General features: G+C 51.4%; 17 protein-coding genes. 12 read left to right on the top strand and 5 right to left on the bottom strand.

The window, feature by feature from the left end; all coding sequences use genetic code 11:
* Positions 1-7 precede the first annotated feature (7 nt).
* From ACPXV9_RS05610 to ACPXV9_RS05595, 4 genes are read left to right on the top strand one after another with little or no spacing between them, the layout of a single operon-like run.
* The gene (locus ACPXV9_RS05610) at positions 8-268 is read left to right on the top strand and encodes a DUF4389 domain-containing protein (RefSeq protein WP_423895347.1); all 261 of its coding nucleotides are present in this window, start codon (positions 8-10) and stop codon (positions 266-268) included.
* A 14-nt stretch (positions 269-282) separates the two neighbouring features.
* On the top strand, positions 283-738 hold the full coding sequence (sixA, locus tag ACPXV9_RS05605; RefSeq protein WP_423895345.1) for a phosphohistidine phosphatase SixA: 456 nt from the start codon (positions 283-285) through the stop codon (positions 736-738).
* A gap of 35 nt (positions 739-773) precedes the next feature.
* Positions 774-1,655, top strand: a complete 882-nt coding sequence (locus ACPXV9_RS05600) for an alpha/beta fold hydrolase (RefSeq protein WP_423895343.1) — start codon at positions 774-776, stop codon at positions 1,653-1,655.
* Positions 1,648-2,541, top strand: coding sequence for a DUF4892 domain-containing protein (locus ACPXV9_RS05595; RefSeq protein WP_423895342.1), 894 nt, complete (start codon positions 1,648-1,650; stop codon positions 2,539-2,541). The genes ACPXV9_RS05600 and ACPXV9_RS05595 overlap by 8 nt, the downstream gene beginning before the upstream one ends.
* A gap of 13 nt (positions 2,542-2,554) precedes the next feature.
* Here ACPXV9_RS05595 and folE read toward each other — a convergent pair whose 3' ends face one another.
* Complete coding sequence (folE, locus tag ACPXV9_RS05590) at positions 2,555-3,094, bottom strand: GTP cyclohydrolase I FolE (RefSeq protein WP_423895340.1); 540 nt, start codon at positions 3,092-3,094, stop codon at positions 2,555-2,557.
* Between the two features lie 176 nt (positions 3,095-3,270).
* Here folE and ACPXV9_RS05585 point away from each other — a divergent pair, with 176 nt between their 5' ends.
* The 6 genes from ACPXV9_RS05585 to guaA all read left to right on the top strand — a co-directional run bounded on the left by ACPXV9_RS05585 (position 3,271) and on the right by guaA (position 10,945).
* Positions 3,271-4,029: a sulfite exporter TauE/SafE family protein gene (locus tag ACPXV9_RS05585; RefSeq protein ID WP_423895338.1), complete on the top strand. Its 759-nt coding sequence runs from the start codon at positions 3,271-3,273 to the stop codon at positions 4,027-4,029.
* A 12-nt stretch (positions 4,030-4,041) separates the two neighbouring features.
* Entirely contained in the window at positions 4,042-4,968 is a 927-nt protein-coding gene (prmB, locus tag ACPXV9_RS05580; RefSeq protein WP_423895336.1) for a 50S ribosomal protein L3 N(5)-glutamine methyltransferase, read from the top strand.
* A 391-nt stretch (positions 4,969-5,359) separates the two neighbouring features.
* Complete coding sequence (gene aroC / locus ACPXV9_RS05575; protein WP_423895334.1) at positions 5,360-6,466, top strand: chorismate synthase; 1,107 nt, start codon at positions 5,360-5,362, stop codon at positions 6,464-6,466.
* Positions 6,463-7,623 (top strand): MFS transporter, encoded by a 1,161-nt coding sequence (locus tag ACPXV9_RS05570; protein WP_423895333.1) that lies wholly within the window; start codon positions 6,463-6,465, stop codon positions 7,621-7,623. The genes aroC and ACPXV9_RS05570 overlap by 4 nt, the downstream gene beginning before the upstream one ends.
* A gap of 140 nt (positions 7,624-7,763) precedes the next feature.
* Positions 7,764-9,245, top strand: coding sequence for an IMP dehydrogenase (gene guaB, locus ACPXV9_RS05565; RefSeq protein ID WP_423895331.1), 1,482 nt, complete (start codon positions 7,764-7,766; stop codon positions 9,243-9,245).
* Between the two features lie 122 nt (positions 9,246-9,367).
* Positions 9,368-10,945: a glutamine-hydrolyzing GMP synthase gene (guaA, locus tag ACPXV9_RS05560; RefSeq protein ID WP_423895330.1), complete on the top strand. Its 1,578-nt coding sequence runs from the start codon at positions 9,368-9,370 to the stop codon at positions 10,943-10,945.
* An 86-nt stretch (positions 10,946-11,031) separates the two neighbouring features.
* On the opposite strand, the gene ACPXV9_RS05555 is transcribed toward guaA, so the two are convergent.
* Together ACPXV9_RS05555 and ACPXV9_RS05550 are read right to left on the bottom strand one after the other, a co-directional pair.
* Positions 11,032-12,741 carry an alkaline phosphatase family protein gene (locus ACPXV9_RS05555; RefSeq protein ID WP_423895328.1) on the bottom strand — a complete coding sequence of 570 codons (1,710 nt, stop codon included), beginning with the start codon at positions 12,739-12,741 and terminating at the stop codon, positions 11,032-11,034.
* A 101-nt stretch (positions 12,742-12,842) separates the two neighbouring features.
* On the bottom strand, positions 12,843-14,675 hold the full coding sequence (locus ACPXV9_RS05550; protein WP_423895326.1) for a sensor domain-containing diguanylate cyclase: 1,833 nt from the start codon (positions 14,673-14,675) through the stop codon (positions 12,843-12,845).
* 275 nt (positions 14,676-14,950) lie between these two features.
* Between ACPXV9_RS05550 and ACPXV9_RS05545 the strand changes: the two genes are divergently transcribed.
* A complete protein-coding gene (locus ACPXV9_RS05545) occupies positions 14,951-15,634 on the top strand; it encodes a hypothetical protein (RefSeq protein ID WP_423895324.1) in 684 nt (227 codons plus the stop codon).
* A gap of 40 nt (positions 15,635-15,674) precedes the next feature.
* Here ACPXV9_RS05545 and ACPXV9_RS05540 read toward each other — a convergent pair whose 3' ends face one another.
* Positions 15,675-16,289, bottom strand: a complete 615-nt coding sequence (locus ACPXV9_RS05540; RefSeq protein ID WP_423895322.1) for a TetR/AcrR family transcriptional regulator — start codon at positions 16,287-16,289, stop codon at positions 15,675-15,677.
* A 199-nt stretch (positions 16,290-16,488) separates the two neighbouring features.
* Between ACPXV9_RS05540 and ACPXV9_RS05535 the strand changes: the two genes are divergently transcribed.
* The gene (locus ACPXV9_RS05535; protein WP_423895320.1) at positions 16,489-18,207 is read left to right on the top strand and encodes an acyl-CoA dehydrogenase family protein; all 1,719 of its coding nucleotides are present in this window, start codon (positions 16,489-16,491) and stop codon (positions 18,205-18,207) included.
* A gap of 67 nt (positions 18,208-18,274) precedes the next feature.
* On the opposite strand, the gene ACPXV9_RS05530 is transcribed toward ACPXV9_RS05535, so the two are convergent.
* Positions 18,275-23,878 carry a PAS domain S-box protein gene (locus ACPXV9_RS05530; RefSeq protein WP_423895318.1) on the bottom strand — a complete coding sequence of 1,868 codons (5,604 nt, stop codon included), beginning with the start codon at positions 23,876-23,878 and terminating at the stop codon, positions 18,275-18,277.
* Between the last annotated feature and the right edge of the window lie 24 nt (positions 23,879-23,902).

The raw sequence follows: 23,902 nt of genomic DNA, 5'->3' as shown, positions 1-23,902 counted from the left end.
AATCGCAATGGATAAAGACACAATGTTACAGCACCTGATTCGTCTGGTGTTTATGCTGGTTTATGCCTTTTTATTGCAGGTGGCTTTGATGGTGCTTTGGCCGGTCGTTGTTGTTCAGTTCGGCTTTGCCCTGTTCACCGGCAGTGACAATGAACAGGTGCGTGGTTTTGCCAAATCTCTGGGAATGTTTGTGCGGCAAACCATGGATTTTCTGACTTACAATACCGATGAAAAGCCCTTTCCGTTTGAAGACTGGCCAACGCAATAGACTGGAGTGGATGCATGCAATTATTTGTTCTGCGCCATGGCAATGCCGAACTCTATGCCAATACTGATGCCGAGCGTAATCTGACCGATAGGGGCATGGCTGAAACCTCAACCATTTTACAGGCCTCTCTTACCGACCTGAGCAGCGTCACCAGCATTTATGCCAGTCCCTATGTTCGTGCCCAGCAAACTGCTGCCATAGCCTCTGAGTTGCTCGATTTGCCTGTGACAACCTGTGATCTGATTACACCGGAAGGTCGTATTGAATCAGTGTGCCAATTCCTCAGCAGCTTTGCGGCCGATGAGGTGCCATTACTGGTCAGTCACCAACCTTTTGTTGGTGGCTTTATTGACTGGCTGGGTGATTTTGAACCGGGTCGTTACATCATGGGCACCAGTGCCCTGGCGCAGCTGTCGGTATCCGTTCTGGCTCGAGGCTGTGCCGATCTGGTGTCATTAAAACAGCCTTGAAATGACAGCATCGACCCGAGAAAAAATGTAACGATATGACAATCCAACAACCCATTGAACTGCGTTTTGATGTTAAAGGTATGACCTTTGCCGCTCAGGAGTGGGGTGATCCGGAAGGCATCCCGGTTCTGGCGTTGCACGGCTGGCTCGATAACAGCAACAGCTTTTATCGGTTGGCGCCTTTATTGAATGGTGTGCGCTTGGTGGCCATTGATAAAGCCGGCCATGGTGAATCTGATCATCGTTCGGGTTTTACACCTTACGGTATCTGGGAAGATGTGGCAGAAATTTACAGCATTTCTCAGCAATTGGGCTGGGAAAGATTTTCATTGTTGGGGCACTCCCGCGGCGGCGTGATCAGTTGCCTGGTGGCGGGGACCTTTCCTGACGTGATCGACAGCGTCCTGCTGCTCGACAGTATCGTGCCAGAGCCTCTGGATGAAACCAAAGTGCCAGAGCAGTTGCAGCAGTCCATACTCGATCATAGTCGTCAGCGTTCACAGCCGATTTATCCCGACATAGAGCGCATTATCAAGGCCCGACAGAGCAGTTACTGGCCTTTGTCCCGTGACGCGGCTGAAGCATTATTGCGTCGGGGCATCCGTCGTGAGCCCGACGGTTACACCTGGAGCAGCGATCCCCGTCTGCTGAATGCTTCGCCACTGAAGTTATCACTGGGGCAGGTTAAGGCGTTTCTCCAGCGCTTGCAGATGCCGGTTAAATTGCTGGTAGCCGAAGAGGGACTCTACAGGCGTTTTGATCAGCTAGAATCATTGTTACAACAATTTCCCATGATTGATGTTAAGCACTGCTCGGGCGGTCACCACTTTCATATGGAGCAGCAAGTGGATGTGGTGGCAGCAGAAATCAATCAGTTTTACCAAACCATTTTTTCGCAAGGGGGCGTCAATGCTTAGGGTTCTGAGGTGGTTTACCGTTTTTGCCGGTTTGGGATTTGTAGGGCAGGCGGGGGCTTTACCGATAGCAGATTACCCACACGCCAACACCATCTATGAGTCGTCGCTGCAGTTGGACGATTATCGTCTGGCGCTGGGGGCGATGGAAAAGATCAATAATCGCTGGAACCCGGAAAGAGAACAGCGTCTCAGTGGCTCTCTACTGAAAAAGACCTATGCCATTGATGAAGGGCACACAGCCAGTGAAGTGTTCGCCTATTTATTGCAGCAGGTTAAGCAGCTGGGCGGTCGGGAACTGTTTGCCTGTGAAGGCCGAACCTGTGGCAGCAGTAACAGCTGGGCCAATAATCACTTTCAGGTCAAATTACTGTATGGGCTTGATGATCGTCAGGAGTACAGCGCACTGGAGGTTGATCACGGCAATGCCATGCGCTCCTATGTGGTTATCTATGCGGTCACTCGTGGTAATAAGCGCAATTATGTTCAGCTGGAAGTGATTAAAACCCGCCAGCAGCTGGATTTGCACAGCAGTTCAGAGGTCATCACCAATGAGCTGAAAAAGGGTAACAGTTTTGTCCTGCCCGGTTTGCAATGGGAGGGGGACCAACCGGTTTTGGCTGACGCCCACGCCAAAAGTCTGGTGAATGTGATTCGTCTGCAACGTGGTAGCCGGTTTTTTGTGGTCGGACACGATTTTGGTCGTGGCGGCGAAGTGACGCGTCAGCAACGGTCACTGCAATACGCCGAAGCCATCATGAACCAACTGCAGTCGTTGGGCGTAGATGCCAGTCGCTTATCCGCTTACGGAGTTGGCGGTCTGGCACCGGGTGAGCGTGGTCAGAAAAGTGACAGCCGTATGATCACAGTATTGCGGGCAGTGGATTAATACGGGCTCTGATTTAGCGGATCAGAGAAAGAAATTCGGTGCGGGTGGCTTGATTATCTCGGAAGCTGCCCAGCATGGCTGAGGTTTTCATTGAGGAGTTCTGTTTTTCAACGCCCCGCATCATCATGCACATGTGTTTGGCTTCGACAATTACGCCAACCCCCGCCGCGCCAGTAACATCGCGCACGGTTTCAGCAATTTGCACCGTCAGTTGTTCCTGGATTTGCAGGCGACGAGCGAACATGTCAACAATGCGGGCGATCTTGGATAAGCCCAGCACCTGACCGGTGGGAACATAGGCTACGTGAGCCTTACCAATAAAGGGCAGCATGTGGTGCTCACACATCGAGTAGAGCTCGATATCTTTGACGATGATCATTTCCTCGGAATCTGAAGGAAACAGCGCATCGTTGACCACTTCGTCGACCGACTGGTTGTAACCCCGGGTTAAAAAAGCCATGGCTTTGGCGGCGCGCTCAGGTGTATCCTTCAGGCCCGGCCGGGATACGTCCTCACCGATGCTGCGCAGAATGGCTTCGTAGTGGTCTTTCATTGGGTTGCCCTTGTCTTACTTGCTTGGTCTTGTGCTGGATTTTCTGTTTAACTGGCATCGATAAATAACCAACGATTGCCATTATATTACAAAAGGGCCGTAACCCTACGTGAACTGCCGGTTAGCGTAAAGTTTTTTTACGGTTTTGAACGCCCTTAGCCACAGGTTCTATACCCTTGGAAATAACCCCTTTTTTTATCATTCTTTTGTTGGTGACTGGTCTGATTGCCGGTGTTATCAACACTCTGGCTGGCGGAGGATCCAACCTGACGTTACCGGCCCTGATGGTGATGGGTATGCCTGCCGATGTCGCCAATGCCACCAATCGTGTGGGTGTGTTTCTGCAAAATCTGGTGGGTGTTAAAGCGTTTGATCAGCACAATCAGCTACCTCGGGATGACCTCAAAGGCATTCTGTTGCCCACTTTAGTTGGTGGCGCAGTGGGGGCTCTGGCGGCTTCTTATATGCCCGTTAGCTACCTTAAACCGGTATTGCTCCTGAGTATGTTGGCTATGTCACTGTTGATTCTGATCCGGCCATCAACGGTTATGCCGGCAGAGGGAGAGTTGCCTAAAAAGGTGCAGGGTAACCGGGTTGCGTTTGTGTCACTGTTTTTGGCTGGGATTTATGGAGGCTTTGTGCAGGCAGGGGTTGGCTTTATCCTGATTGCGGCTCTGGCCGGTTCCCTGCGTTACGACCTGGTAAAGACCAATGCCTTGAAAATGCTGTGTACCGGCGCCTTTACTTTGGTCGCTCTGGCTGTCTTTGTAGTGCGTGATCAGGTGATGTGGGTGCCCGGTTTGATTCTCGCTGTGGGCACCATGGTTGGTGCGAAGATTGGCGTGAATTTGGCGTTGTCCATGAGCCAATCCAGCCTAAAATGGTTTTTATTTGTGATGACATTGTGTGCCAGTGGTGCCGCATTAATCTTTTGATTTGGGTAGAACATGATAGAAAAGAGAGAATCTCCGGTGCAGGAGCTACTGACCATTCGCGACTATTTACGTTGGGCGGCCAGCCGGTTTAATGCCGCCAGCTTGTTTTTTGGTCATGGCACGGACAACGCCTGGGATGAGGCGGTGCAGTTGATTATGCCCAGCCTTTATTTGCCCTGGGATGCGCCACCGGATTTGCTCAATGCCCGACTGACCATGGATGAGCGCCGCCACTTGGTAGAGGTGATTGAGCGTCGGATCAATGAGCGCATCCCGGCAGCTTATATCACCGGTGAAGCCTGGTTTGCGGGCTTGCCATTTTATGTGGATGAGTCGGTTCTGGTACCGCGCTCACCCTTGGCCGAGCTTATCGCCAACGAGTTTCAACCCTGGTTGCAGGATTATCCGGCCCGGATTTTGGATTTGTGCACCGGCAGCGGTTGTATCGGTATCGCCTGCGCGGATCAATTTGTGGATGCCGAGGTGGTGCTCAGTGATATTTCGGCTGAAGCCATTGCCGTGGCCAATCGCAATATTGAGCGCCACCAGTTACAGGATCAGGTAGCTGCGGTGGCGTCCGATTTGTTTCAAAACCTGCAGGGGCAGGTATTTGATCTGATTGTCAGCAATCCGCCGTATGTTAATGCGGAAGACCTTGCGGACATGCCCGAGGAGTTTCAGGCGGAGCCCGAAATTGCCTTGGGTAGTGGTGATGATGGCCTGGATTTTACTCGGCGTTTGCTCAGTGAAGCCCGCAGCCATCTGAGCGATAATGGGCTCTTGGTTGTTGAAGTCGGTAATAGCTGGCCAAGTCTGGAGGCGGCTTATCCCCAAGTGCCTTTTACCTGGCTGGACTTTGAAGCCGGTGGTCATGGGGTGTTTATGCTAACGGCCCAACAACTTGACGAATTTGCTGAAGAGTTTAAGGCGTCGAACTGATTGGCATTTGTGCGTATAATTCTGCGCACTTTTTGATAGTCGGCTTTTGATTACTTCTGTCGGCCGGCTACAGGGTGCTGCCTTCTGAAACACGCCGTGAATACTTCCCTGTAGGCTCTTCACAGACATCCCTGTCTGTGAAGGTTTCAGAAGGCAGCACCCTGCATCCGTCCTTGTGTGATGCCATATTTCAATGTGGCACGTTGTAGGGCGGGTGCCGGGGAGTGGTGTTGGAGACCTTCACAGACAGGGATGTCTGTGAAGAGCCCCCATGGATGGGTTTACGGCGTGTCTCCAACACCACTTCCCGGTGGCCGACCGCCAAAAAATAACCAAAACTCGAATCTAAGCATTTTGATCACGTGCTATAAGCACAAATTAAGAGAGAATTATGTCCGGCAATAGCTTTGGAAAACTGTTTACCGTATCTACCTTTGGCGAGAGCCATGGTCTAGCACTGGGCTGTATTGTTGATGGTTGCCCTCCTGGTTTGGAAATCTCCGAGGCCGACATTCAGGAAGATCTGGATCGTCGTAAGCCGGGTACTTCCCGTTTTACTACCCAGCGACGTGAGCCGGATCAGGTGAAGATTCTCTCCGGTGTGTTTGAAGGAAAAACCACCGGTACCCCCATTGGCTTGTTGATTGAGAATACCGATCAGCGCTCCAAAGATTATTCCAATATCAAAGATCAGTACCGCCCCGGCCATGCCGACTACACCTATATGCAAAAGTATGGCGTGCGCGATTATCGCGGTGGTGGGCGCTCTTCGGCTCGTGAAACGGCCATGCGTGTCGCCGCCGGTGCCATTGCCAAGAAATACCTGAAGCAAGAGCTGGGTATTGAAGTGCGCGGTTATCTGTCCCAGCTTGGGCCAATCAAAATTGAAACCGTGGATTGGACCGAGGTGCGCAACAATCCGTTTTTCTCTCCAGATGCCAGCAAGGTGCCGGAGATGGAAGAATATATGAAAGCCCTGAACAAAGAGGGTAACTCTGTCGGTGCCAAAATTACCGTGACTGCCTCCGGTATGATTCCGGGGCTGGGTGAGCCCATTTTTGATCGTCTGGATGCCGATCTGGCCCATGCGCTGATGAGCATCAATGCGGTGAAAGGTGTTGAGATTGGTGATGGTTTTGATTGCGTGGCGCAAAAAGGTACCGAGCATCGCGATGAAATTCTGCCGGAAGGATTTCTCTCCAACCATGCCGGCGGCATTCTTGGTGGTATCTCAACCGGTCAGGATCTAGTAGTCAATATCGCCCTGAAGCCCACTTCCAGTTTGCATCTGCCGGGACGCAGCGTGAATGTCCATGGCGAGCCGGTAGAGGTCGTAACCAAAGGGCGTCACGACCCCTGTGTTGGTATTCGTGCTACACCCATTGCCGAATCCATGATGGCTCTGGTTCTGATGGATCACGTTATGCGTCACCGGGCTCAAAATGGCGGTGTAAATCACACTATCCCCGTGATTCCTTCGCAAGCGGATTCTGAATGATTCCTGAAGGTCTGCCTTACTGGCGACTGTCGGCGTTTTATTTCTTTTACTTTGGCCTCTTGGGGGCCATCGTGCCTTTCTGGGGACTGTATCTACAGTCTCTCGGGTTCAGCGCGCTGCAAATCGGTTATCTCGGTGCCATTCTGATGGGCACCAAAATTGTCGCTCCCAATCTCTGGGGTTGGCTGGGTGATCGGCTGGGGCAGCGATTGCGCATCCTGCAGGTGGGGTGCCTACTGGCGATCATCTGTTTTCTTATTATCCTGTTCAAGCACAGCTTTGCCTGGGTGGCCTTGAGTGTGGCCTTGTTCAGCTTTTTCTGGAACGCCGTATTACCTCAGTTTGAGGTGGTGACGCTGGCGCATCTGGGTAACAGCCCCCAGTTTTACAGCCGTATTCGGGTCTGGGGATCCATCGGATTCGTGCTGGTTGTGTTGGGGCTTGGGTTGTTCTTCGATGTGGTGGATATCCGCTATTTGCCCTGGGTGATGCTGTTTATGCTGTGCCTGATTTGGTTCAGCTCTCTGAGTGTGTCTGAAAAGCCTTTTACCGTAGGCCATGGCAAACATCAGCCGCTATGGCAGACCATTTGTGAACCCCATGTGCTGAGCTTTCTCGTCTGTGTGTTTCTGCTGCAGGTCAGTCACGGCAGCTACTACACCTTCTACAGCGTTTATCTGGAAGCGCTCTCCTACAGTCGCAGCACCATCGGCGTGCTCTGGGCTCTGGGTGTGGTGGCCGAGGTGCTGGTGTTTCTGGTGATGCACCGGGTTATGCATCGTTATTCTCTGCGTCAGATTCTGCTGTTTAGCTTAAGTATGACGGTAGTGCGGTGGTGGCTGATTGGCTGTTACGCCGACAGTGCCGCCGTTCTGATTTTTGCCCAGGGCCTGCATGCCTTCAGTTTTGGCTGCTGTCATGCCGTGGCCATTGAGTTTGTGCGGCGGCATTTCCATGGCGAAATTCAGGGGCAGGGACAAGCTCTCTATACCGCTGCCAGTTTTGGTGCGGGTGGTGCTGTGGGTGCCTTTATCAGTGGTTTGGTATGGGCTCTCAGTCCGGTGTTGTCATTCGCCTTGAGCGCATTGTTTGCCGCTCTGGCTCTGTTGGTGGTCTGGTTGGGGCTACGTGGCGACGAGTTTGAAAGCAAGGCGTAGATAAGCCTCACAATGCTTTTATCTTGCACTGCTTTTAGCCTATAATGGCGCGCTTCTCAGAATCGGCCCCTTGGATGCATCAGCAGACAAATCAAGGCCTTGGCTGATTTTATATCGATTGTAATGGGTTGGGATTACTTATGTTACGGATCGCTCAAGAAGCGCTTACCTTTGATGATGTTCTATTGGTGCCGGGTTACTCTCAGGTAACGGCCAAGGACGTCTCCCTCAAAACCCAGCTGACTCGCAATATTCAGCTGAATATACCGCTGGTATCCGCTGCCATGGATACCGTTACCGAAGCCCGTCTGGCGATCGCCATTGCTCAGGAAGGTGGTATTGGTATCGTTCACAAAAGCATGACCATCGAGCAGCAGGCTGCCGAAGTGCTTGCCGTGAAGAAATACGAAGCCGGTGTGGTGCGTGACCCTATTACCATTGAATCCAGCGCCACTGTTCGCGAGTTGGTAGCCCTGACCAAGAAAAACAATATCTCCGGTGTGCCAGTGATGGAAAATGGCAATCTGGTCGGCATTGTCACTGGTCGCGATGTCCGCTTCCAACGTCAGGAAGACATGGGTGAGCCGGTATCGAGCATCATGACCCCCAAGGAAAAGCTGGTTACCGCCACTGAAAACTGTTCCAAGGGCCAGATTCGTCGCCTGTTGCACGAGCACCGCATCGAAAAAATTCTTGTTGTTAATGATGACTTTGATCTCAAAGGTCTGATCACCGTTAAGGACATCGACAAAGCCGAACGCTACCCCAACGCCTGTAAAGACCCCGAAGGTCGCTTGCGAGTGGGCGCTTCCGTGGGCACCAGCCCTGATACCGATGATCGCGTCGCAGCTCTGGTGGCCGCTGGCGTAGACGTTCTGGTTGTTGATACGGCTCACGGTCACTCCAAAAATGTGATTGATCGCGTCGCTAAAATTAAGAAAGATCACCCTGAAGTGGATGTGATCGGTGGAAACATCGCCACCGCGGCGGCGGCTCAGGCTCTGGTGGATGCCGGTGCCGATGGCGTCAAAGTGGGTATTGGTCCTGGCTCCATTTGTACTACCCGTATCGTCAGTGGTGTGGGTGTCCCCCAGATTTCTGCCATTGCCAATGTTGCAGAAGCCCTGAAGAATGCCGGTGTGCCTCTGATCGCCGATGGCGGCATCCGCTACTCCGGCGACATCGCCAAGGCACTGGTGGCAGGCGCTTCCTCGGTGATGATGGGCTCCATGTTTGCTGGTACCGAAGAAGCACCGGGTGAGGTTGAACTCTATCAGGGTCGTACCTACAAGGCTTATCGTGGCATGGGCTCTCTGGGCGCCATGGCGCGTACCCAGGGTTCTTCCGATCGCTACTTTCAGGACGCCAGTGAAGGCGCTGAAAAGCTGGTGCCGGAAGGCATCGAAGGCCGTGTACCTTACAAAGGACCGATTGCCGCGATCGTACACCAGATGATGGGCGGTGTTCGCTCGGCCATGGGCTATACCGGCAGTATTGATATTGCCACCATGCGCACTCAACCTGAATTTGTTCGGGTGACATCGGCCGGCATGGGTGAGTCTCACGTTCACGATGTGCAGATCACCAAGGAAGCCCCCAATTATCCGGTGGGTGGCCGTTAAGCCTACGCCGTAATTGAATCGCCAAATCGCTGAGCTGTGTCTCGGCGATTTGCGTTTTTAGAAAGCGTTAATTTTTAGAAACAGTTTTTGTTCCACTTTTTGTTGTAATACGAGAGTTTTCCATGACCCAGGATATTCACGCTCAGCGAATTTTGATCCTCGACTTCGGTTCCCAGTACACTCAGTTGATTGCCCGTCGCATCCGCGAAGTGGGCGTCTACTCTGAAATTCGTGCCTTTGACATGACCGCCGAAGAGATCGCCGACTTTGATCCGCGCGGCATCATTCTGGCCGGTGGCCCTGAATCAGTAACCGCGGGTCAGTCGCCACGCGCACCAGAGTGTGTGTTTGACATGGGTATCCCGGTACTGGGTATTTGCTATGGCATGCAAACCATGGCCGAGCAGCTCGGTGGCAAAGTGGAAAACTCCGACGTACACGAATTCGGTTACGCTCAGGTAAAAGTTCACGGCAAGAGCCAACTGTTGCATGACATCCGCGATCACATTGATCACGACGGCAGTGCCCTGATGGACGTGTGGATGAGCCATGGTGACAAGGTGATCCAGATGCCGGAGCAGTTCGAGCTGATGGCATCCACCGATTCCTGCCCAATTGCCGGCATGTACTGGGAAGAAAAAGACTTTTATGGTCTGCAGTTCCACCCGGAGGTCACCCACACCAAACAGGGTAAGCGAATTTTTGAACACTTTGCTCTGGAGATCTGTGGCTGTGAAGCGCTGTGGAACCCGGCCAATATCGTGGAAGACGCCATCAAGCGCGTGCAGGAGCAAGTGGGTAGCGACAAAGTGCTGTTGGGCCTGTCCGGTGGGGTGGATTCATCGGTGGTGGCGGCGCTGCTGCATCGTGCCATTGGCGATCAGCTGACCTGCGTGTTTGTCGATAACGGCCTGTTGCGCAAGGACGAAGGCGATCAGGTGATGGACATGTTCGCCAAGAATATGGGCGTTAAGGTCATTCGTGCCGATGCTGAAGAATTGTTTCTGGGTAAGTTGAAAGGCGAGGCGGACCCGGAGAAGAAGCGCAAGATTATTGGTAACACCTTTATTGAAGTGTTCGATGATGAGGCAGCCAAGCTGAAAGAGGTTAAGTGGCTGGCGCAGGGCACCATCTATCCGGATGTGATTGAATCGGCCGCAGCCAAAACCGGTAAGGCTCACGTGATCAAGTCTCACCACAATGTGGGTGGTCTGCCGGAAGATATGGCCTTCGAACTGGTAGAGCCACTGCGTGAACTGTTTAAAGACGAAGTGCGCAAGATCGGTCTGGAACTGGGCTTGCCTTACGATATGGTTTACCGCCATCCGTTCCCGGGACCCGGACTGGGGGTTCGTATTCTCGGTGAAGTGAAGAAAGAATACGCCGATATTCTGCGTGAAGCCGATGCCATTTTTCTGGAAGAACTGCACCGCGCCGACTGGTACCACAAGACCAGCCAGGCCTTTGCGGTATTTTTGCCAGTGAAATCCGTGGGTGTGGTGGGTGATGCCCGCCGTTACGAGTGGGTCATCTCACTGCGCGCGGTAGAAACCATCGACTTTATGACCGCTCGCTGGGCACACTTGCCCTATGAGCTGCTGGAAACCGTCTCCAACCGGATCATCAATGAGATTTCTGGTGTATCCCGTGTTGCCTATGACGTATCCAGTAAGCCACCGGCTACCATTGAGTGGGAATGATTCAGCTGCACTAATACCGTGGCTACTTATAAAAAAGGCTCTAATTGTTAGAGCCTTTTTTAATTCTTCAGAGGTATCTAGCCGCCTCAGTCTGGCAGCACTTCACTGAGGGCATTTCCGTCTGCCCCGGAGGGCAGCTTGGTGCCCATCAAGATAGACAATGTGGTTGCAATATCCACGGTTTCGACTCGACGATTGACCTGTTGTGAGCGAATGCCATAGCCGGCAAACACAATGGGGACATGGGTGTCATAGCGCCAGGGGGAACCATGATGGGCGGAGACTTTTAAACCGTCCATGTCGTTGATAAAGCTGTGGGCTTCAAACACCACAAACACATCGCCACTGCGCTGTGGGTTGTGGTTGTTGATAATGGACCGGTACAGCTGTGTGTCGGGCAGGTTGCCGCTGGCGATCTGATGACTGGCAATAGCGACTTCAACACCCGGCATCTTCGACACTTCTTTGGCGACGGCATCGGCCACGGTGTTCACATCCAGCCCTTTTTTCTCCAGTGCCGGTCGATCGAGATACACGTAGGGATGAAAATAGGCACTGATGATGTTTTTACCGACCGCAAAAGTCTTCTTCAGGCGATTAAATGCCGGTTGGGTATCCCAGGCATCGGGAGCAATATAATGAGCATTCATGCCCAGCTTTTGAGAGTAGGGGACCGAGTCTGCACCACCGTGGTCTGCCGACAGCACAATCACGGTGTTCTTGAGCCCGACCTGTTTGTCCACGGTTTTCAGCAGACGGGCAAGGGTTCGATCCAGACGCAACAGGTTGTCTTCCATTTCCAGACTGGCGCTGCCAAACATGTGCCCGACGTAGTCGGTTGATGAATAGCTCACCGAGAGGTAATCGGTGATGTTATCTTGCCCCAGTTGCTCTTCCAAAATCAGGCGTTCGGCAAAACTGGTGGTGAGCTCGTCTCCGGCCGGGGACAGAGTCAGAAAAGTATTGAAATAGGGATGATTGGCCTTGCCGTAGGCGTGGGGAAAGGTGCGCCCGAAGCCCGGCATATTGATCTCCCAGGGCTGGTTATCCTGATCTTTGAATTGATAGTCTTGCACCGGGTGCAGCAGTTGCCAGTTCTGGTTGGCGTATTTCAGGTTGAGGTTTTCATCGTTCCACTGACTGACCCAGCGAGGGTAGCGGTCGTAGTAGTAACGGCTGGTAACGAAGTCGCCGGTCTTTTTAGAGAACCAGAAGGCTTTACCGGATTGTCCGGCCATGGTGATGGCGCCACGGTCCTTAACGGATACAGCAAACACCTTGGCCTGCTGATTGGTGTGTAAAACCAGTTCGTCGCTGAAAGTTGAAACCGCAATTTTATTGGGTGAGCGACCCGAGGATTTGGCTTTCTTCTGGGTGGGATCGATCTCCGTCTTACGGTTCACATCGGCGTTCTTATCCAGTAGCGGAAATTCGGCATCCTCCACATTGTAAATCAGCCGACCTTCATCCCGATCAAACCAGACATTGCCAATCATGCCGTGAACTGCCGGCGTTGCCCCTGTTGCCAGGGTCGCATGGCCCACTACGGTTTCGGTGTTGGCGTGATTGTGATGAGCATCGGTGAATACCGTGCCTTTATCATAAAGGTAGCGCAGCCCGCCTTTGGGCATCCGCTCAAGGTAGCGCATCGGCAGGTCGGCCCGGAGCTGATCAACGGTAATCTGCAGCACCAGCTTTGGGGGCGTGTCGGCAAGGGCGTTGCAGGCAAGCCCTGTCGTGAGAGCCATAAACAGCGGGGTGACTGAGCGCATAAGGTATTTAGTGGATGGCGTCATGGAAAACTATCCTGTTAAAGGCATCAAGAGACTGATGCCGTGTGATTCTGAAGCTGGAAAAAGTATAGCAGTGGTTGTTTAAGATGAGGCTTACAGGTTGATCAATTGACCTCGACAACCAGATTGCGACCCTGTGCTTTCGCTTCGTACATGGCTTGGTCGGCTCGATGCATCAAGTCGTTGATGTCGGTACTGCCATCACATCTCACCAGACCGATACTGGCGGTCAGCTCCAGTGGTTGATCAAGACTGCTCAGGTGTATGGTACTGATGTCCTCTTGTAGCCTCTTGGCCAGCGCTTTGGCCGATTCTGCGGTTTCACTGACGAGCAGCACAAACTCTTCGCCACCGAGTCGCCCAAACACATCGGTTTCACGCACAACCAGGGATACCGTCTCGGCAAAGCGGCACAGAACTTCGTCCCCGACACTGTGGCCGAAACGGTCGTTGATGCTTTTAAAATAATCCAGATCGAACAACAGCAGAGAGCTGGTTTGCTGTTTACGATCGGCCAGCTTAAGCCGTAGCGTGGCATCGTGGACAAAACTGCGCCGATTGAGAATGCCCGTCAGGGGATCGGTACGGGCTTCCTGTTCGGCCTTGAATTTGGCCTGTTCCAGTTCTCTGGTCCGGGCTTTGACTTCTTGTTCGAGCAGGTCGCGCGAGTTTTCAAGGTGTTGCAGGTAGCGGTGCTCGGCCGCTTCTTTGCGTTGGCGCAGGCGGCGAATCTGCAGCCCCATGGCAAACATGATGGTCAGCATTTCTATAAACGAGCCTACCGGTGGCCAGTAATAATTGGTCAGTGTGTGTTCCACCACGCCGAGATCCCGCAGCGCCTGAAAAATCAGGCCCATCACCAGAATCCCCCAGGCGAGGGAAAATACCCCGGCCTCCGGTACTCCCTGCTGCCAGCGCCTGAGTGCGGCAACCACCACCACGGGATAGAGCAACAGTGCCAGGGTGATGGTAATCAGTGCCAGTGGTTTGATTTGGAAGATCGCCGCCAGCAACAGCAGAGCGGCATTGATAATCATCAGTTGGATAACCCGGTCCAGATGCGGGGTATGGCGGCCTGTTTGCAGGAAACTTCGCGCGAAAATCAGTCCCAGCAGAATGGTGATGGCGCCACCGGTGGACATCAGGCTCCAGTGAAAATTATCACGCAGAATAAATTGATGGGTGTAGCCAAGAATGGTGGCCCAGCAAAAAATTTTCGATAGGGCATAGGCGGAATAGAGGAAGGCAATTTTCTGTCCTGTTACCAAGCCTGCGATCAAGGCAAAAACCGAGATCAGAAAAAAGCTGCCAAACAGAAAGCTCATCAGCATGGTTTCCCGCAGGTAGCTCAACTGCAGTTGCTCCGGGGACCAGATCCTCATGCTGGGATAGGTGTAGCCGGTTTCATTGGAGCCGAAGCGAATCATGAGGTCCAGCGTCTGAGCTGGCTGCAGCTCTACGGGCACAACAAACCGGTGGTGTTCTACCGGTCTGTGGGAAAAAGGGCGCTCCATGGACAGTTGCACCAGCGGCTCAAACGCAGGATCACTGCCACCCTCCGGTCGCGTTGGGTGTTCCCGGGCGTAGGCATCCAGATGGATCAATTGATGATCAACGTATTCCAGATGAATGGTGATGGCATGGCTCTGGGCATTGTGAAGCTGAAAGAAGGACCAGTAGGCACCGGGTTGTAAACGGGTAGAGCCGGCCGACTGCAGGGTGAAAAAGCGGCCGGCTTTACGCTCCCGATCCGCAGCGGCAACGGACAGGTTGGCTTGGGGATCATGCAACACCTGTTGGAGCCCGGTTTTCTGTGTGCCGTTTTCACCGTCACCGACAGTCACCATTGCCGAAGCGGATAAGGGGAGCAGCAACAGGCCATAAAGCGTAGCCAGCAAAAAACGAATGACAGGTGTTGCAAGAGGAGGGCATCGCATAAGGGCTTTTGCTCTGTTTGTTGTTCAGCACTTTTTGGATGTTTTGGCCGATAAACGGACATTAATCAAGAGATTATAACTCTGTCTGATAGCGCATGCAGGCGTCATTGGTTGCTTTTTAAGATGGGCATGCCATTATGAGTTCGCCTTTTTGATAGTGAGCATCTATGCAATTTAGCCATGTCGCAGATGTTGTTTGCAGATTTATGATTCAGAGCCTTAACCCGGGGCGGTTAAGGCTGGCCGGCTGCTGCCGAATCTGTGTGGCCTTGCTTATGTTGCTGCCATCTCACAGTTTTGCAGAGCATCAATACCGCTTTGTTTGCACCGCACCAAAAGATTCTGCTGTTGGCCAGTTTCTCTGGAGTATTTATGAAGAGGCGTTTGCCAATCTGGGTAAGTCTTTTGAGATGATCCACGCACCACCCATGCGGGCCCACTATATGCTGGATAATCGTCAGGTAGATGGTGACTGTGCCCGACATCTCAGTTTTGCGATTAACAATGATTTAAATGCGCTGCCGGTCGAACTGGCACGCAGTGATATCTATGCTATCTCTCTTGATGGCGGCCCCGTACCGGTGAGTTTCTCTAATTTGTCATCCCAGGGTTCCGTTGGTGTTGAGTCCAGTGCTAACTGGATTTTGGAAACGGTGGATGGCCTGATGGCAGAGAAGCAGGTGATTGAAACCAAGGGATTGGAGCAGGGACTTAAGATGCTTCGCGCAGGGCGTCTTGATGTGGTGCTGGTTCTGGCGGCGAAGTACGATCTTATGACTCAAGTCGACCCCCAGTTGACCGGTGAGGGTGAGTTTACTGTGGTGCCGGCGAATCAGAATATTGGCTTCTCACCCATTATGTGCGGCAGTGATCCCCGGTTTGAACAACAGCTCGCCAGTGAATTGAGTCGTCTATTACAACAACGCGGGCTTGCAACAGGCTGGTCTGCAAGTCCATAGGGTGATGGATCCTAGGTCGCATTATCCTGGATAACGGTTGCTAGGTGACAGCACCAAGGCAAAAGTTCTGAATGGCGGCAATCAAATCCCCGGTTTCAATATCCCGGTTGCTTTCAACGGCGGTTGTCAGCGGGCCGACCAGTGATTCAGACAGGGTCCCGACAATGGCTGCAGCGCTGATACTGGCCGGTTGTGGCCGGAATTCTTCCCGTGCCATACCTTCCTCAATCAATTGGGTAAAGATATCGGCATAGGCCTTGCGGTAAATCAGGCGCTCGGTTTCGACAGCCGGGTCAACCGGTTCGGCGATCAGGGCATAGGATAATCGGCGTCCCTGAATGGCCCTTTGGGCAAAGATCTCGATGGTGTTGAGCAATCTTTGGGTGCAGCTGAGGGTTTTATCTTCCAGGGCCTGCTGTCTGACTTTCTCCACTTCTTTAATCGTGGCGACTTTGAACACCTCGGCACACAGTGCCTGTTTGGATTCAAAGTACTTGTAGACAGAACCAGTGGCGATGTCGGCCCGTTTGGCCACTTTACTTACTTTCAGTCCTTTAAATCCCTCTTCTGCAACCAACTTGACGGCACTTTTCAGCAAATTTTTCTGTTGAGCTTCTCTGTGGGCTCGGGTTTTTTCCGTGGGGCGGTAGGGCATGGGGTCGATACTTTTCCGGTTGCTTGGGGCTGGTTCACTGGTTCTGGCTTGTTGGCCTGAGTAATTGCATGAGCGATAACAATGGCCATTCTGTCAGGAAATGTCGATTGACTCAAAGGTGTGAATAATGATTCACTTTATTGAAGGTGTGAATTTAAATTCACTTCTTCAGGCTGATCGCATTCCAGAGGACTGAGCTATGACCGGCAATACTATTTTGCAAGAGAATCAACCGCAAACCCCAGGTTGTGATTTTCAACCTTCCACTCCCTATTGGGCGGAAACCCATGAAGTAGAAAACCAGTCGTGGCCACTGGAGAATTACAATCTGTATCAAGAGGATAAGGCTCTTCAGGAGGCAACCAAAGCCCATGGAGCCGAGTGGGCTGAGGCGGATCTGCAGCGATTGGGTGAGGTTACCGGCAGTGCCGAAGTAGCCAATTGGGGTTTTGAGGCCAATGACAATAAACCAGTGTTTCACCCTCAGGATCGCTACGGTCGGCGGGTGGACGAAGTGCGTTTTCACCCCGCTTACCACAACCTGATGGATCTCTCGATTCGCGAAGGGGCACACGCTGCCCACTGGCGTGAGCCAAAAGCTGGTGCCCATGTCGCTCGGGCGGCCAAATATTACCTGATTAATCAGGTTGAGGCGGGACACTGCTGCCCCATTACCATGACGTCTGCGGCTATTCCGGCATTAAAAAATCAGCCGGAATTGTTTCAGGAGTGGGCCCCTAAAATCCTTTCCGGTGAGTACGATCCTCGCAATATCCATCATCGCCACAAGTCGGGTGTGACCATTGGTATGGCCATGACGGAAAAGCAAGGTGGTTCCGATGTGCGCCGTAATTCCACCCGGGCCTATCCGGTTGCTCAGCCGGGGCCGGGGCAGCTGTATGAGCTGGTGGGCCACAAGTATTTTGTGTCGGCGCCCATGTGCGATGCCTTTCTGGTGCTGGCGCAGGCAGCCGGCGGTATCTCCTGTTTTCTGGTGCCGCGTTGGCGTGACGATGACAGCAAAAATCCGCTGCAGGTACTGCGCCTGAAAAACAAGATGGGCAATGTCTCCAACGCCTCCAGCGAAACCGAACTGCGAGGCGCCCAGGGCCGCCTGGTTGGAGAAGAGGGACGTGGTGTGGCTGTGATTCTGGAGATGGTGGCCATGACGCGTTTTGATTGCATGGTAGGCTCCAGTGCCGGCATGCGTCAGGCCATTGCCCATGTGACCCATCACTGCCAGCAGCGTGAGGCCTTCGGTGCCAAGCTGAGCGACCAGCCATTAATGCAAAATGTACTCGCAGACCTGATTTTGGAAAATGAAGGCGCTCTGGCTTTCACCATGCGCATAGCCCGGTCGTTGGACTCGCTCGATGATGAGCATGAAAAAATGCTGATGCGCATGGGCACGGCTGTGGGTAAGTACTGGATCTGCAAGCGTGCCCCGGGTCATGCCTATGAGGCTATGGAGTGCATTGGTGGCAGCGCGGTGATGGAAGACAGTATCTTTCCCAGGCTGTTTCGTGAGTCCCCGGTGAACGCCATTTGGGAGGGCAGTGGCAATGTTCAATGTCTGGATATGCTGCGTGCGCTGGCGAAAACACCGGCTTCATTCGAGGCCTTTATGGCCGAATTGAACCGCGCCAAGGGGGCCCATGATTTTCTGGATCGGGCGATTGCCAAGATCGGTAAAGAGTTTACCCAAAAGGATAATATGGAGTATCGGGCCCGTGGCATTGTGGAGCAGATGGCGCTTGCTGTACAGGCGTCGACCCTGTTTCAGTATGGTAATACCGAGATAGCGGAAGCCTTTTGCGCTGGACGCTTGAGCCCCGACAACAGTGGTTGGGTCTATGGCACGCTGCCGGCTGCGGTGGATTGTCAGGCCATCATTGAACGGGCTACGCCTAAGGTGTGATGCATCACTTAGAGTCGCTATCAGTCATGGAAAAGCAGGGTAGGCATACCCTGCATGGGCCAGACTTCTATATTTTATTGAGCTCTTGTTCGGCTTCTTCAAAATCAAAGCGATCAATCAGGGTTTTGATTTTCAAAAGCCCTGTGAGCAGTTGCTGGTTGTTCGTTTGGTTGATGATCTGTTCAATGATATCGATGGCATCCGCATCGCACTGACTCAATGACTTGGAAAGCTGTGCTAATAATGGCTGCAATTCTTCCCGAGATGTTTCAGGTTTGTGGCTATCAACACGCGGTTCTTCTTCGGTAATGATCTCCAGTTCATCGATAACGTTATTAAGCGCGGTCACAAGTTTCTCCAGTGGCGCTTTGGTTGCGACAACGCTCTGTTGGCATGCCGCTTCAAGCTCACTGGCTAATGCGTGAATACTTTTGGCACCAATATTACCTGCGACACCTTTCAGGGAGTGGGATATCAGTCGAGCGTCTTCGAGATGGTCGCTGTTGATTGCGACGTTGAAACGCGACTCAAAATCTCGCTGGGCTTCTCTGAATTTCACCAGAAATTTTCTGTATAAGGCGACATTATGTTGGGTTATTTCTAATCCAAAATCTGTATCAATGGTGCGAAGTAATGGCAGCGTTTGCTGATGAGCGCCTTCTCTGTTGCTCTCATTTTTTTCTGTGTGGCGAGGTCGCGATGGTGTGATCCACTTGGCCATGGTGCTGAACATTTCATGAATGTTAATCGGTTTGCCTATGTGATCATCCATGCCTGCAGTAATTGCCTTCTCACGGTCACCGGCCATCACATTTGCAGTCATCGCGATAATGGGTAATGAGTCAAACTCGGGGTTCTGCCGTATTTGACGTGTCGCTTCATAGCCATCCAGAACCGGCATTTGGACATCCATCAAGACGCCGTCAAATGTTTGACCGGCGTTCAACTTGTCTAACGCTATTTGCCCATTTTCTGCGCACTCGACCAATAACTCTTTCGATAGTAATAACTCCATGGCGAGTTCACGATTAATTTCATTGTCTTCAACCAGTAATACTTTGGCGCCTTTCAGACTTGCGCTCGCAGCATCGGTCTTTGAGTGATGCGGTAAATCGGTTGTCCTTGTGATGCCGCGCCCTAACGCTTGTGAAATGGCATCCATCAGGTGAGAAGGGGTTACGGGTTTGGTCAGGGTTAACGGTGGGGTGACGCCTTTCTCCAGAGCGGCCTGCAACACGTTGTCTTTACCGTATGCGGTGACCATCAGTATTGCCGGAGCCTGCTGATGCTGTTCCTGCTGTATTTGCTTGATGCAGTCTATGCCATCGGTGTTGGGCAGATTCCAATCGATGATCAATACATCATAGGGATTGTTATCGGCAATGGCTTTCTGAATGGCAACCATGGCGTTTTCGGAATCATTGACCGCGTTTACAATCATGCCAAAACTCGATGTCATGCTCGATAAAATGGTTCGGGCAGAGACGTTATCTTCGACGATCAGAACGCGCAGATTTTCGAGAGACGCTTGTTGGCTGGTAGATAGCTGGGCAGGATTTTCCTGTAACCCTAATTTGGCAGTAAAGTAGAATGTGCTGCCTTCTCCGAGTTTACTGTCTACGCCTATTTTGCCCTGCATCATATGGGTAATACTTTTGGAAATCGCTAATCCAAGCCCGGTGCCACCATATTTCCGTGAGGTAGAGGTGTCTGCTTGAGAGAAAGATTGGAATAATTTGGATTTCTCAGTATCACTCAGACCAATGCCGGTATCTTGAACCTGGAACTCAAGTTCTGCGTGTTGTGTGCTCGAGGCAATTAGCCGAACCCGGATAATGATCTCACCCTGGTCGGTAAATTTGACGGCATTATTGGAAAGGTTGATCAATATCTGATTGAGCCTCATGGGATCACCAACCAAAGCCAGTGGCAGATTCGGCTCTATGTCAAATAGCAATTCAAGACCTTTTTCGTCTGCCTTCAAGCCAATGACTGTGGCGAGGTTTTCCAGTAGATCATCGAGCTGGAAGGGTATTTTCTCGATTGCCAGTTTGCCGGCTTCTATTTTTGAAAAATCCAGAATGTCATTGATGATTCCCAATAGGGCGCGTGCGGAATTATTTACTTTAATGACATAATTATGCTGCTTGGCGTTCAGACCCGATTGCAGTGCCAGATAAGACATACCAATGATGGCATTCATTGGAGTGCGTATCTCATGGGACATATTGGCAAGGAAATCGGATTTTGCCTGACTGGCCTCATCCGCCATCTTTCTTGCATTGATCAATTCAGTGACATCTGAGGAAAAACCGAACAGGCCAATCACCTTGTCGTGTTCGTCAAACAAGGGATGGCGGTTGGTTTTCAACCAGCCCTGCGAGCCATCAGGACGAGTGTAGGGCTCCAGATGATCCAGAAGCGGTTTGCCTTGCTCTATCACCGGCCTTTCAGATTGATAATAGGTTGCGGCAATTTCCCTATCGTAAAGATCAAAATCGGTTTTACCTTTCAAATCTTGCCAACTTTGATGGCCTGTCAGTTTGGCCAGATTCAGACTTGCCGCGGTGAAGCGATGTTCAATGTCTTTTATGTAAAGAAAATCTGTCGAGTGTTGAAGTATGGCAATGAAATCTCTATTGAGTTTTTCGAGCTCAATACTTTTGGACTCGGCATTGCCTTTTGCAACTTGCAGTTCAGTTTCTGCGGTTTTCCTTTCGGTGATGTCGGTGGCAATGCCAACCAGACCAATAATGGTATCATCACTGTCTTTCAGTGGGGCTTTGTAGGTCAAATAATCCCGTGGTGTGCCATCCGGTCTTGGTAATATTTCTTCATAACTGAGCGTTTCGCCGTCCAGTAATACCCGATTATCCTGTTGTTCAATAAGCTTTGCGGCTGCTTCGGGCAGGAATTCGTGGCAGGTTTTTCCGGTTACGTCCTCAGGTTTGATGCCAATAGCCTGCTCATGATAGCTGTTGGCCAATGTCATACGGCCATCCAGATCCTTCATAAAGATAATAGACGGTATGGCATCCACCAGCGTTGACAGTCTCCGGGATGTCGATTCTGCATTTTGTTCGGCGCGCTTTCTGTCAGTAATGTCAAACATGGCACCATCCATATAGAGGATGCTGCCATCATCGTCATAGATGATTTGCAGTTTATCGATGGCATAACGAATCTCGCCGTTTGCATGGTAAAACCGGAATTCGTTACTGATGGTTGAACGGCTGGAAATGGCTCGTTCCATGGCCTCCTCGATTTGCTCTTCATCATCGGGATGAATCAAATCACCAAAGTTGATTTTAGGGTTGTCACCAAGGAAATCAGTGGCAGGATGGCCGGCAAATTCTTCAATGCCATCACTGATAAACAACATGGTCCAAGGGGCATACCCCAGACAGCGATAGGTAACCCCGGGAATATTGGCAACCAGAGTTCGAAATTGTTGCTCACTCTCAAGCAGTTTTCTTTCCGTTTCGTAACGGTCAGACAGATCATGCCAATTTAAAAGGACGTAATTGTTGCCATCGAGTTCAATGGTCGATGCCGTTACATTGAATGGTATGGTTGTGCCGTCTTTCTTCTGATAATGCTTTTCAAATGAAATGCCCTGCTTGCCATTTGCAGCCTGAAGCGCTTGCAGAGCTTGGCGTTTATGCTCGACAGAGGTTTGACCATCGGGTTGAAATTCAGGGGATAACTCTGCCGGTGACTTGGATAATAATTCTTGTTTGGATGAATACCCGAGCATTTCAACGGCTTTTCTGTTGCAGTCCAGAAAGCTGTCGTCATCGGCAATCAAAAAACCTGTCTCAGACCCTTCAAACAGAGTCTGAAAGCGTTTGGCACTGGATTCGATGGTGTCATTGGCCTTCCTCAGATCGGTCTCAATTTCGATTCTCGCCTGAACTTCGCGACTGAGCTTACGGTTCCAGGAAACAATAAAGTAAAACGCAATACAGACGAGCAAAATGAACAGGCCGCCGAGTTTGAAAATGGCTGACCATTGAACCCCCAGTTGGTAGTCACCACTTAACACTTTACTTCTCAGGTAGGCATGATCCTGATGGCTAAGCTGCTCCAGAGATTTTGACAGAATAGAGGCCAATTCGGGCCAATCTTTTCTGGTGGCAAAAGCCCATGACGCATCTTTAAACCCCGTGGGGGCCGCAATTTGCAGGTTGGTCCAGCCTTCTTGTTCAATGTAATAGACACCCGATACCAGATTACCCACGTAGGCATCCGCTTTGCCCAGAGCAACAGCTTCCATGGCTGAGGCTGTAGACACACGAGTATCCAGAATAATCTCCGGGTATTCCTTACGCAGACGCTCTTCGGCAATAAAACTCTTCTCCAAGGCTACCGTCTTGCCATTAAGATCTTTCAGGCTGGTTAATGCCGGGGTGTTTTTTCTATTGAAAATGACAATGGGGAATGTCAGATAATCCGATGAGAAATTAACAAACGATTCCCGATCCTTGGTGTGGTACAACATGGGAACCAGATCAATGCCATCGGCACTTTTGATGCGCTCCCTTGCTTCGACCCAGGTCATAGGAACAGGAATCAGTTCTAACCCCAAATCGGAAAGAATTTTCTGGGTGTACTCAAATGCGAGCCCCTTGGGTTCGCCATCGGATATAAAACTGAACGGCGTGTAATCGAGAATATGCACCCGCACCTGATGGTGCTGTTCAAGCCATGCTTGTTCTTTATCTGTCAGATCTAGTTGTTTTTTTTCCAGTTTTTGCAGGTTACTGTCAGAGTCAAAATCAAAATAACTCCAACGCTTTTTGAGCTCGATAATGTCCGTATTAGACAGTTGCTGCAGAATTTTTTGAATGGCCGAATGCAGCAGCGGGTGGTCTTTATGGATCGCAAACTTGAATTCGAGAACGCCCAGCTCTTGTTGCGGTAATTGACCGGCAATTTGCAGGTCGTGATACAGACCATCGATCAGTTTATAGCCAGCATGAGTTGCATTATCAATGTAGTAATCGGCTTCTTTTGTTCTCAAGGAACGATAGCCGGCATCGATATTATCCACATACACAATGTCAATTGCCGGGTACTTGTTTTCGATGGCTAACGTCTGCTGATAACCTTTAACAAGTGCGATTCTTTTGCCTGTTAGGTCATCGATGCTTTTAATCAGGGATTCGTTGGTTCGCCCCACCGCAACAAAGGGTACGGTCAGAACCGGCGATGTATCGATTATGTAGTCTCGCTCAGAACCATAAGCCGAATAATCATTGAGTAGATCATACTCCCCACCTTTCATGCCCTGGATGGTTTGGTTATAGGTTAGGTTGGGTACTCGTTCATATTTGACTCCAAGTTGGTCCAAGATTAAGTCGAGTAACTCATTCAAATAACCGGTCGGTCTGCCATTGATGGCGTAAGTGTACGGCGGCTGATCGTCAGTCAGAGGGATGGTTAACGTTGGCAGGGAGGCAATGTATTGCTGTTCTGCGTCAGTGAGGGTAGAGCGGAGCAAGTCAGAGGAAGTGTCATTAACGGTTGTGTCCGCATTAATCCTATTGGCGATTATGGCCAACCCCAGAAAAACAATCAGCAAGCCAGCTCTCAGCGTTGCAGACGTCCTGTTTGATCTACTCAGTTCCATATGATCCCGCTGCTCGTATTGTGCGATCAAATTAATCATTTATGGTCCGCTACCCCATCTTGG

The sequence above is a fragment of the Candidatus Pelagadaptatus aseana genome, assembly GCF_040362265.1.
Lineage (GTDB): Bacteria > Pseudomonadota > Gammaproteobacteria > Pseudomonadales > Cellvibrionaceae > Pelagadaptatus > Pelagadaptatus aseana.
The sequence above is the reverse complement of the archived record's forward strand: the minus strand, read 5'-3'. Positions and strand labels throughout refer to the sequence as shown.

Excerpts from the sequence above, each read along its gene's own strand:
- ACPXV9_RS05610 (WP_423895347.1), top strand. The coding sequence starts at position 8 with ATGGATAAAGACACAATGTTACAGCACCTGATTCGTCTGGTGTTTATG.
- sixA (WP_423895345.1), top strand. The coding sequence starts at position 283 with ATGCAATTATTTGTTCTGCGCCATGGCAATGCCGAACTCTATGCCAAT.
- ACPXV9_RS05600 (WP_423895343.1), top strand. The coding sequence starts at position 774 with ATGACAATCCAACAACCCATTGAACTGCGTTTTGATGTTAAAGGTATG.
- ACPXV9_RS05595 (WP_423895342.1), top strand. The coding sequence starts at position 1,648 with ATGCTTAGGGTTCTGAGGTGGTTTACCGTTTTTGCCGGTTTGGGATTT.
- folE (WP_423895340.1), bottom strand. The coding sequence starts at position 3,094 with ATGAAAGACCACTACGAAGCCATTCTGCGCAGCATCGGTGAGGACGTA.
- prmB (WP_423895336.1), top strand. The coding sequence starts at position 4,042 with ATGATAGAAAAGAGAGAATCTCCGGTGCAGGAGCTACTGACCATTCGC.
- aroC (WP_423895334.1), top strand. The coding sequence starts at position 5,360 with ATGTCCGGCAATAGCTTTGGAAAACTGTTTACCGTATCTACCTTTGGC.
- ACPXV9_RS05570 (WP_423895333.1), top strand. The coding sequence starts at position 6,463 with ATGATTCCTGAAGGTCTGCCTTACTGGCGACTGTCGGCGTTTTATTTC.
- guaB (WP_423895331.1), top strand. The coding sequence starts at position 7,764 with ATGTTACGGATCGCTCAAGAAGCGCTTACCTTTGATGATGTTCTATTG.
- guaA (WP_423895330.1), top strand. The coding sequence starts at position 9,368 with ATGACCCAGGATATTCACGCTCAGCGAATTTTGATCCTCGACTTCGGT.
- ACPXV9_RS05555 (WP_423895328.1), bottom strand. The coding sequence starts at position 12,741 with ATGACGCCATCCACTAAATACCTTATGCGCTCAGTCACCCCGCTGTTT.
- ACPXV9_RS05550 (WP_423895326.1), bottom strand. The coding sequence starts at position 14,675 with ATGCGATGCCCTCCTCTTGCAACACCTGTCATTCGTTTTTTGCTGGCT.
- ACPXV9_RS05545 (WP_423895324.1), top strand. The coding sequence starts at position 14,951 with ATGTTGCTGCCATCTCACAGTTTTGCAGAGCATCAATACCGCTTTGTT.
- ACPXV9_RS05540 (WP_423895322.1), bottom strand. The coding sequence starts at position 16,289 with ATGCCCTACCGCCCCACGGAAAAAACCCGAGCCCACAGAGAAGCTCAA.
- ACPXV9_RS05535 (WP_423895320.1), top strand. The coding sequence starts at position 16,489 with ATGACCGGCAATACTATTTTGCAAGAGAATCAACCGCAAACCCCAGGT.
- ACPXV9_RS05530 (WP_423895318.1), bottom strand. The coding sequence starts at position 23,878 with ATGATTAATTTGATCGCACAATACGAGCAGCGGGATCATATGGAACTG.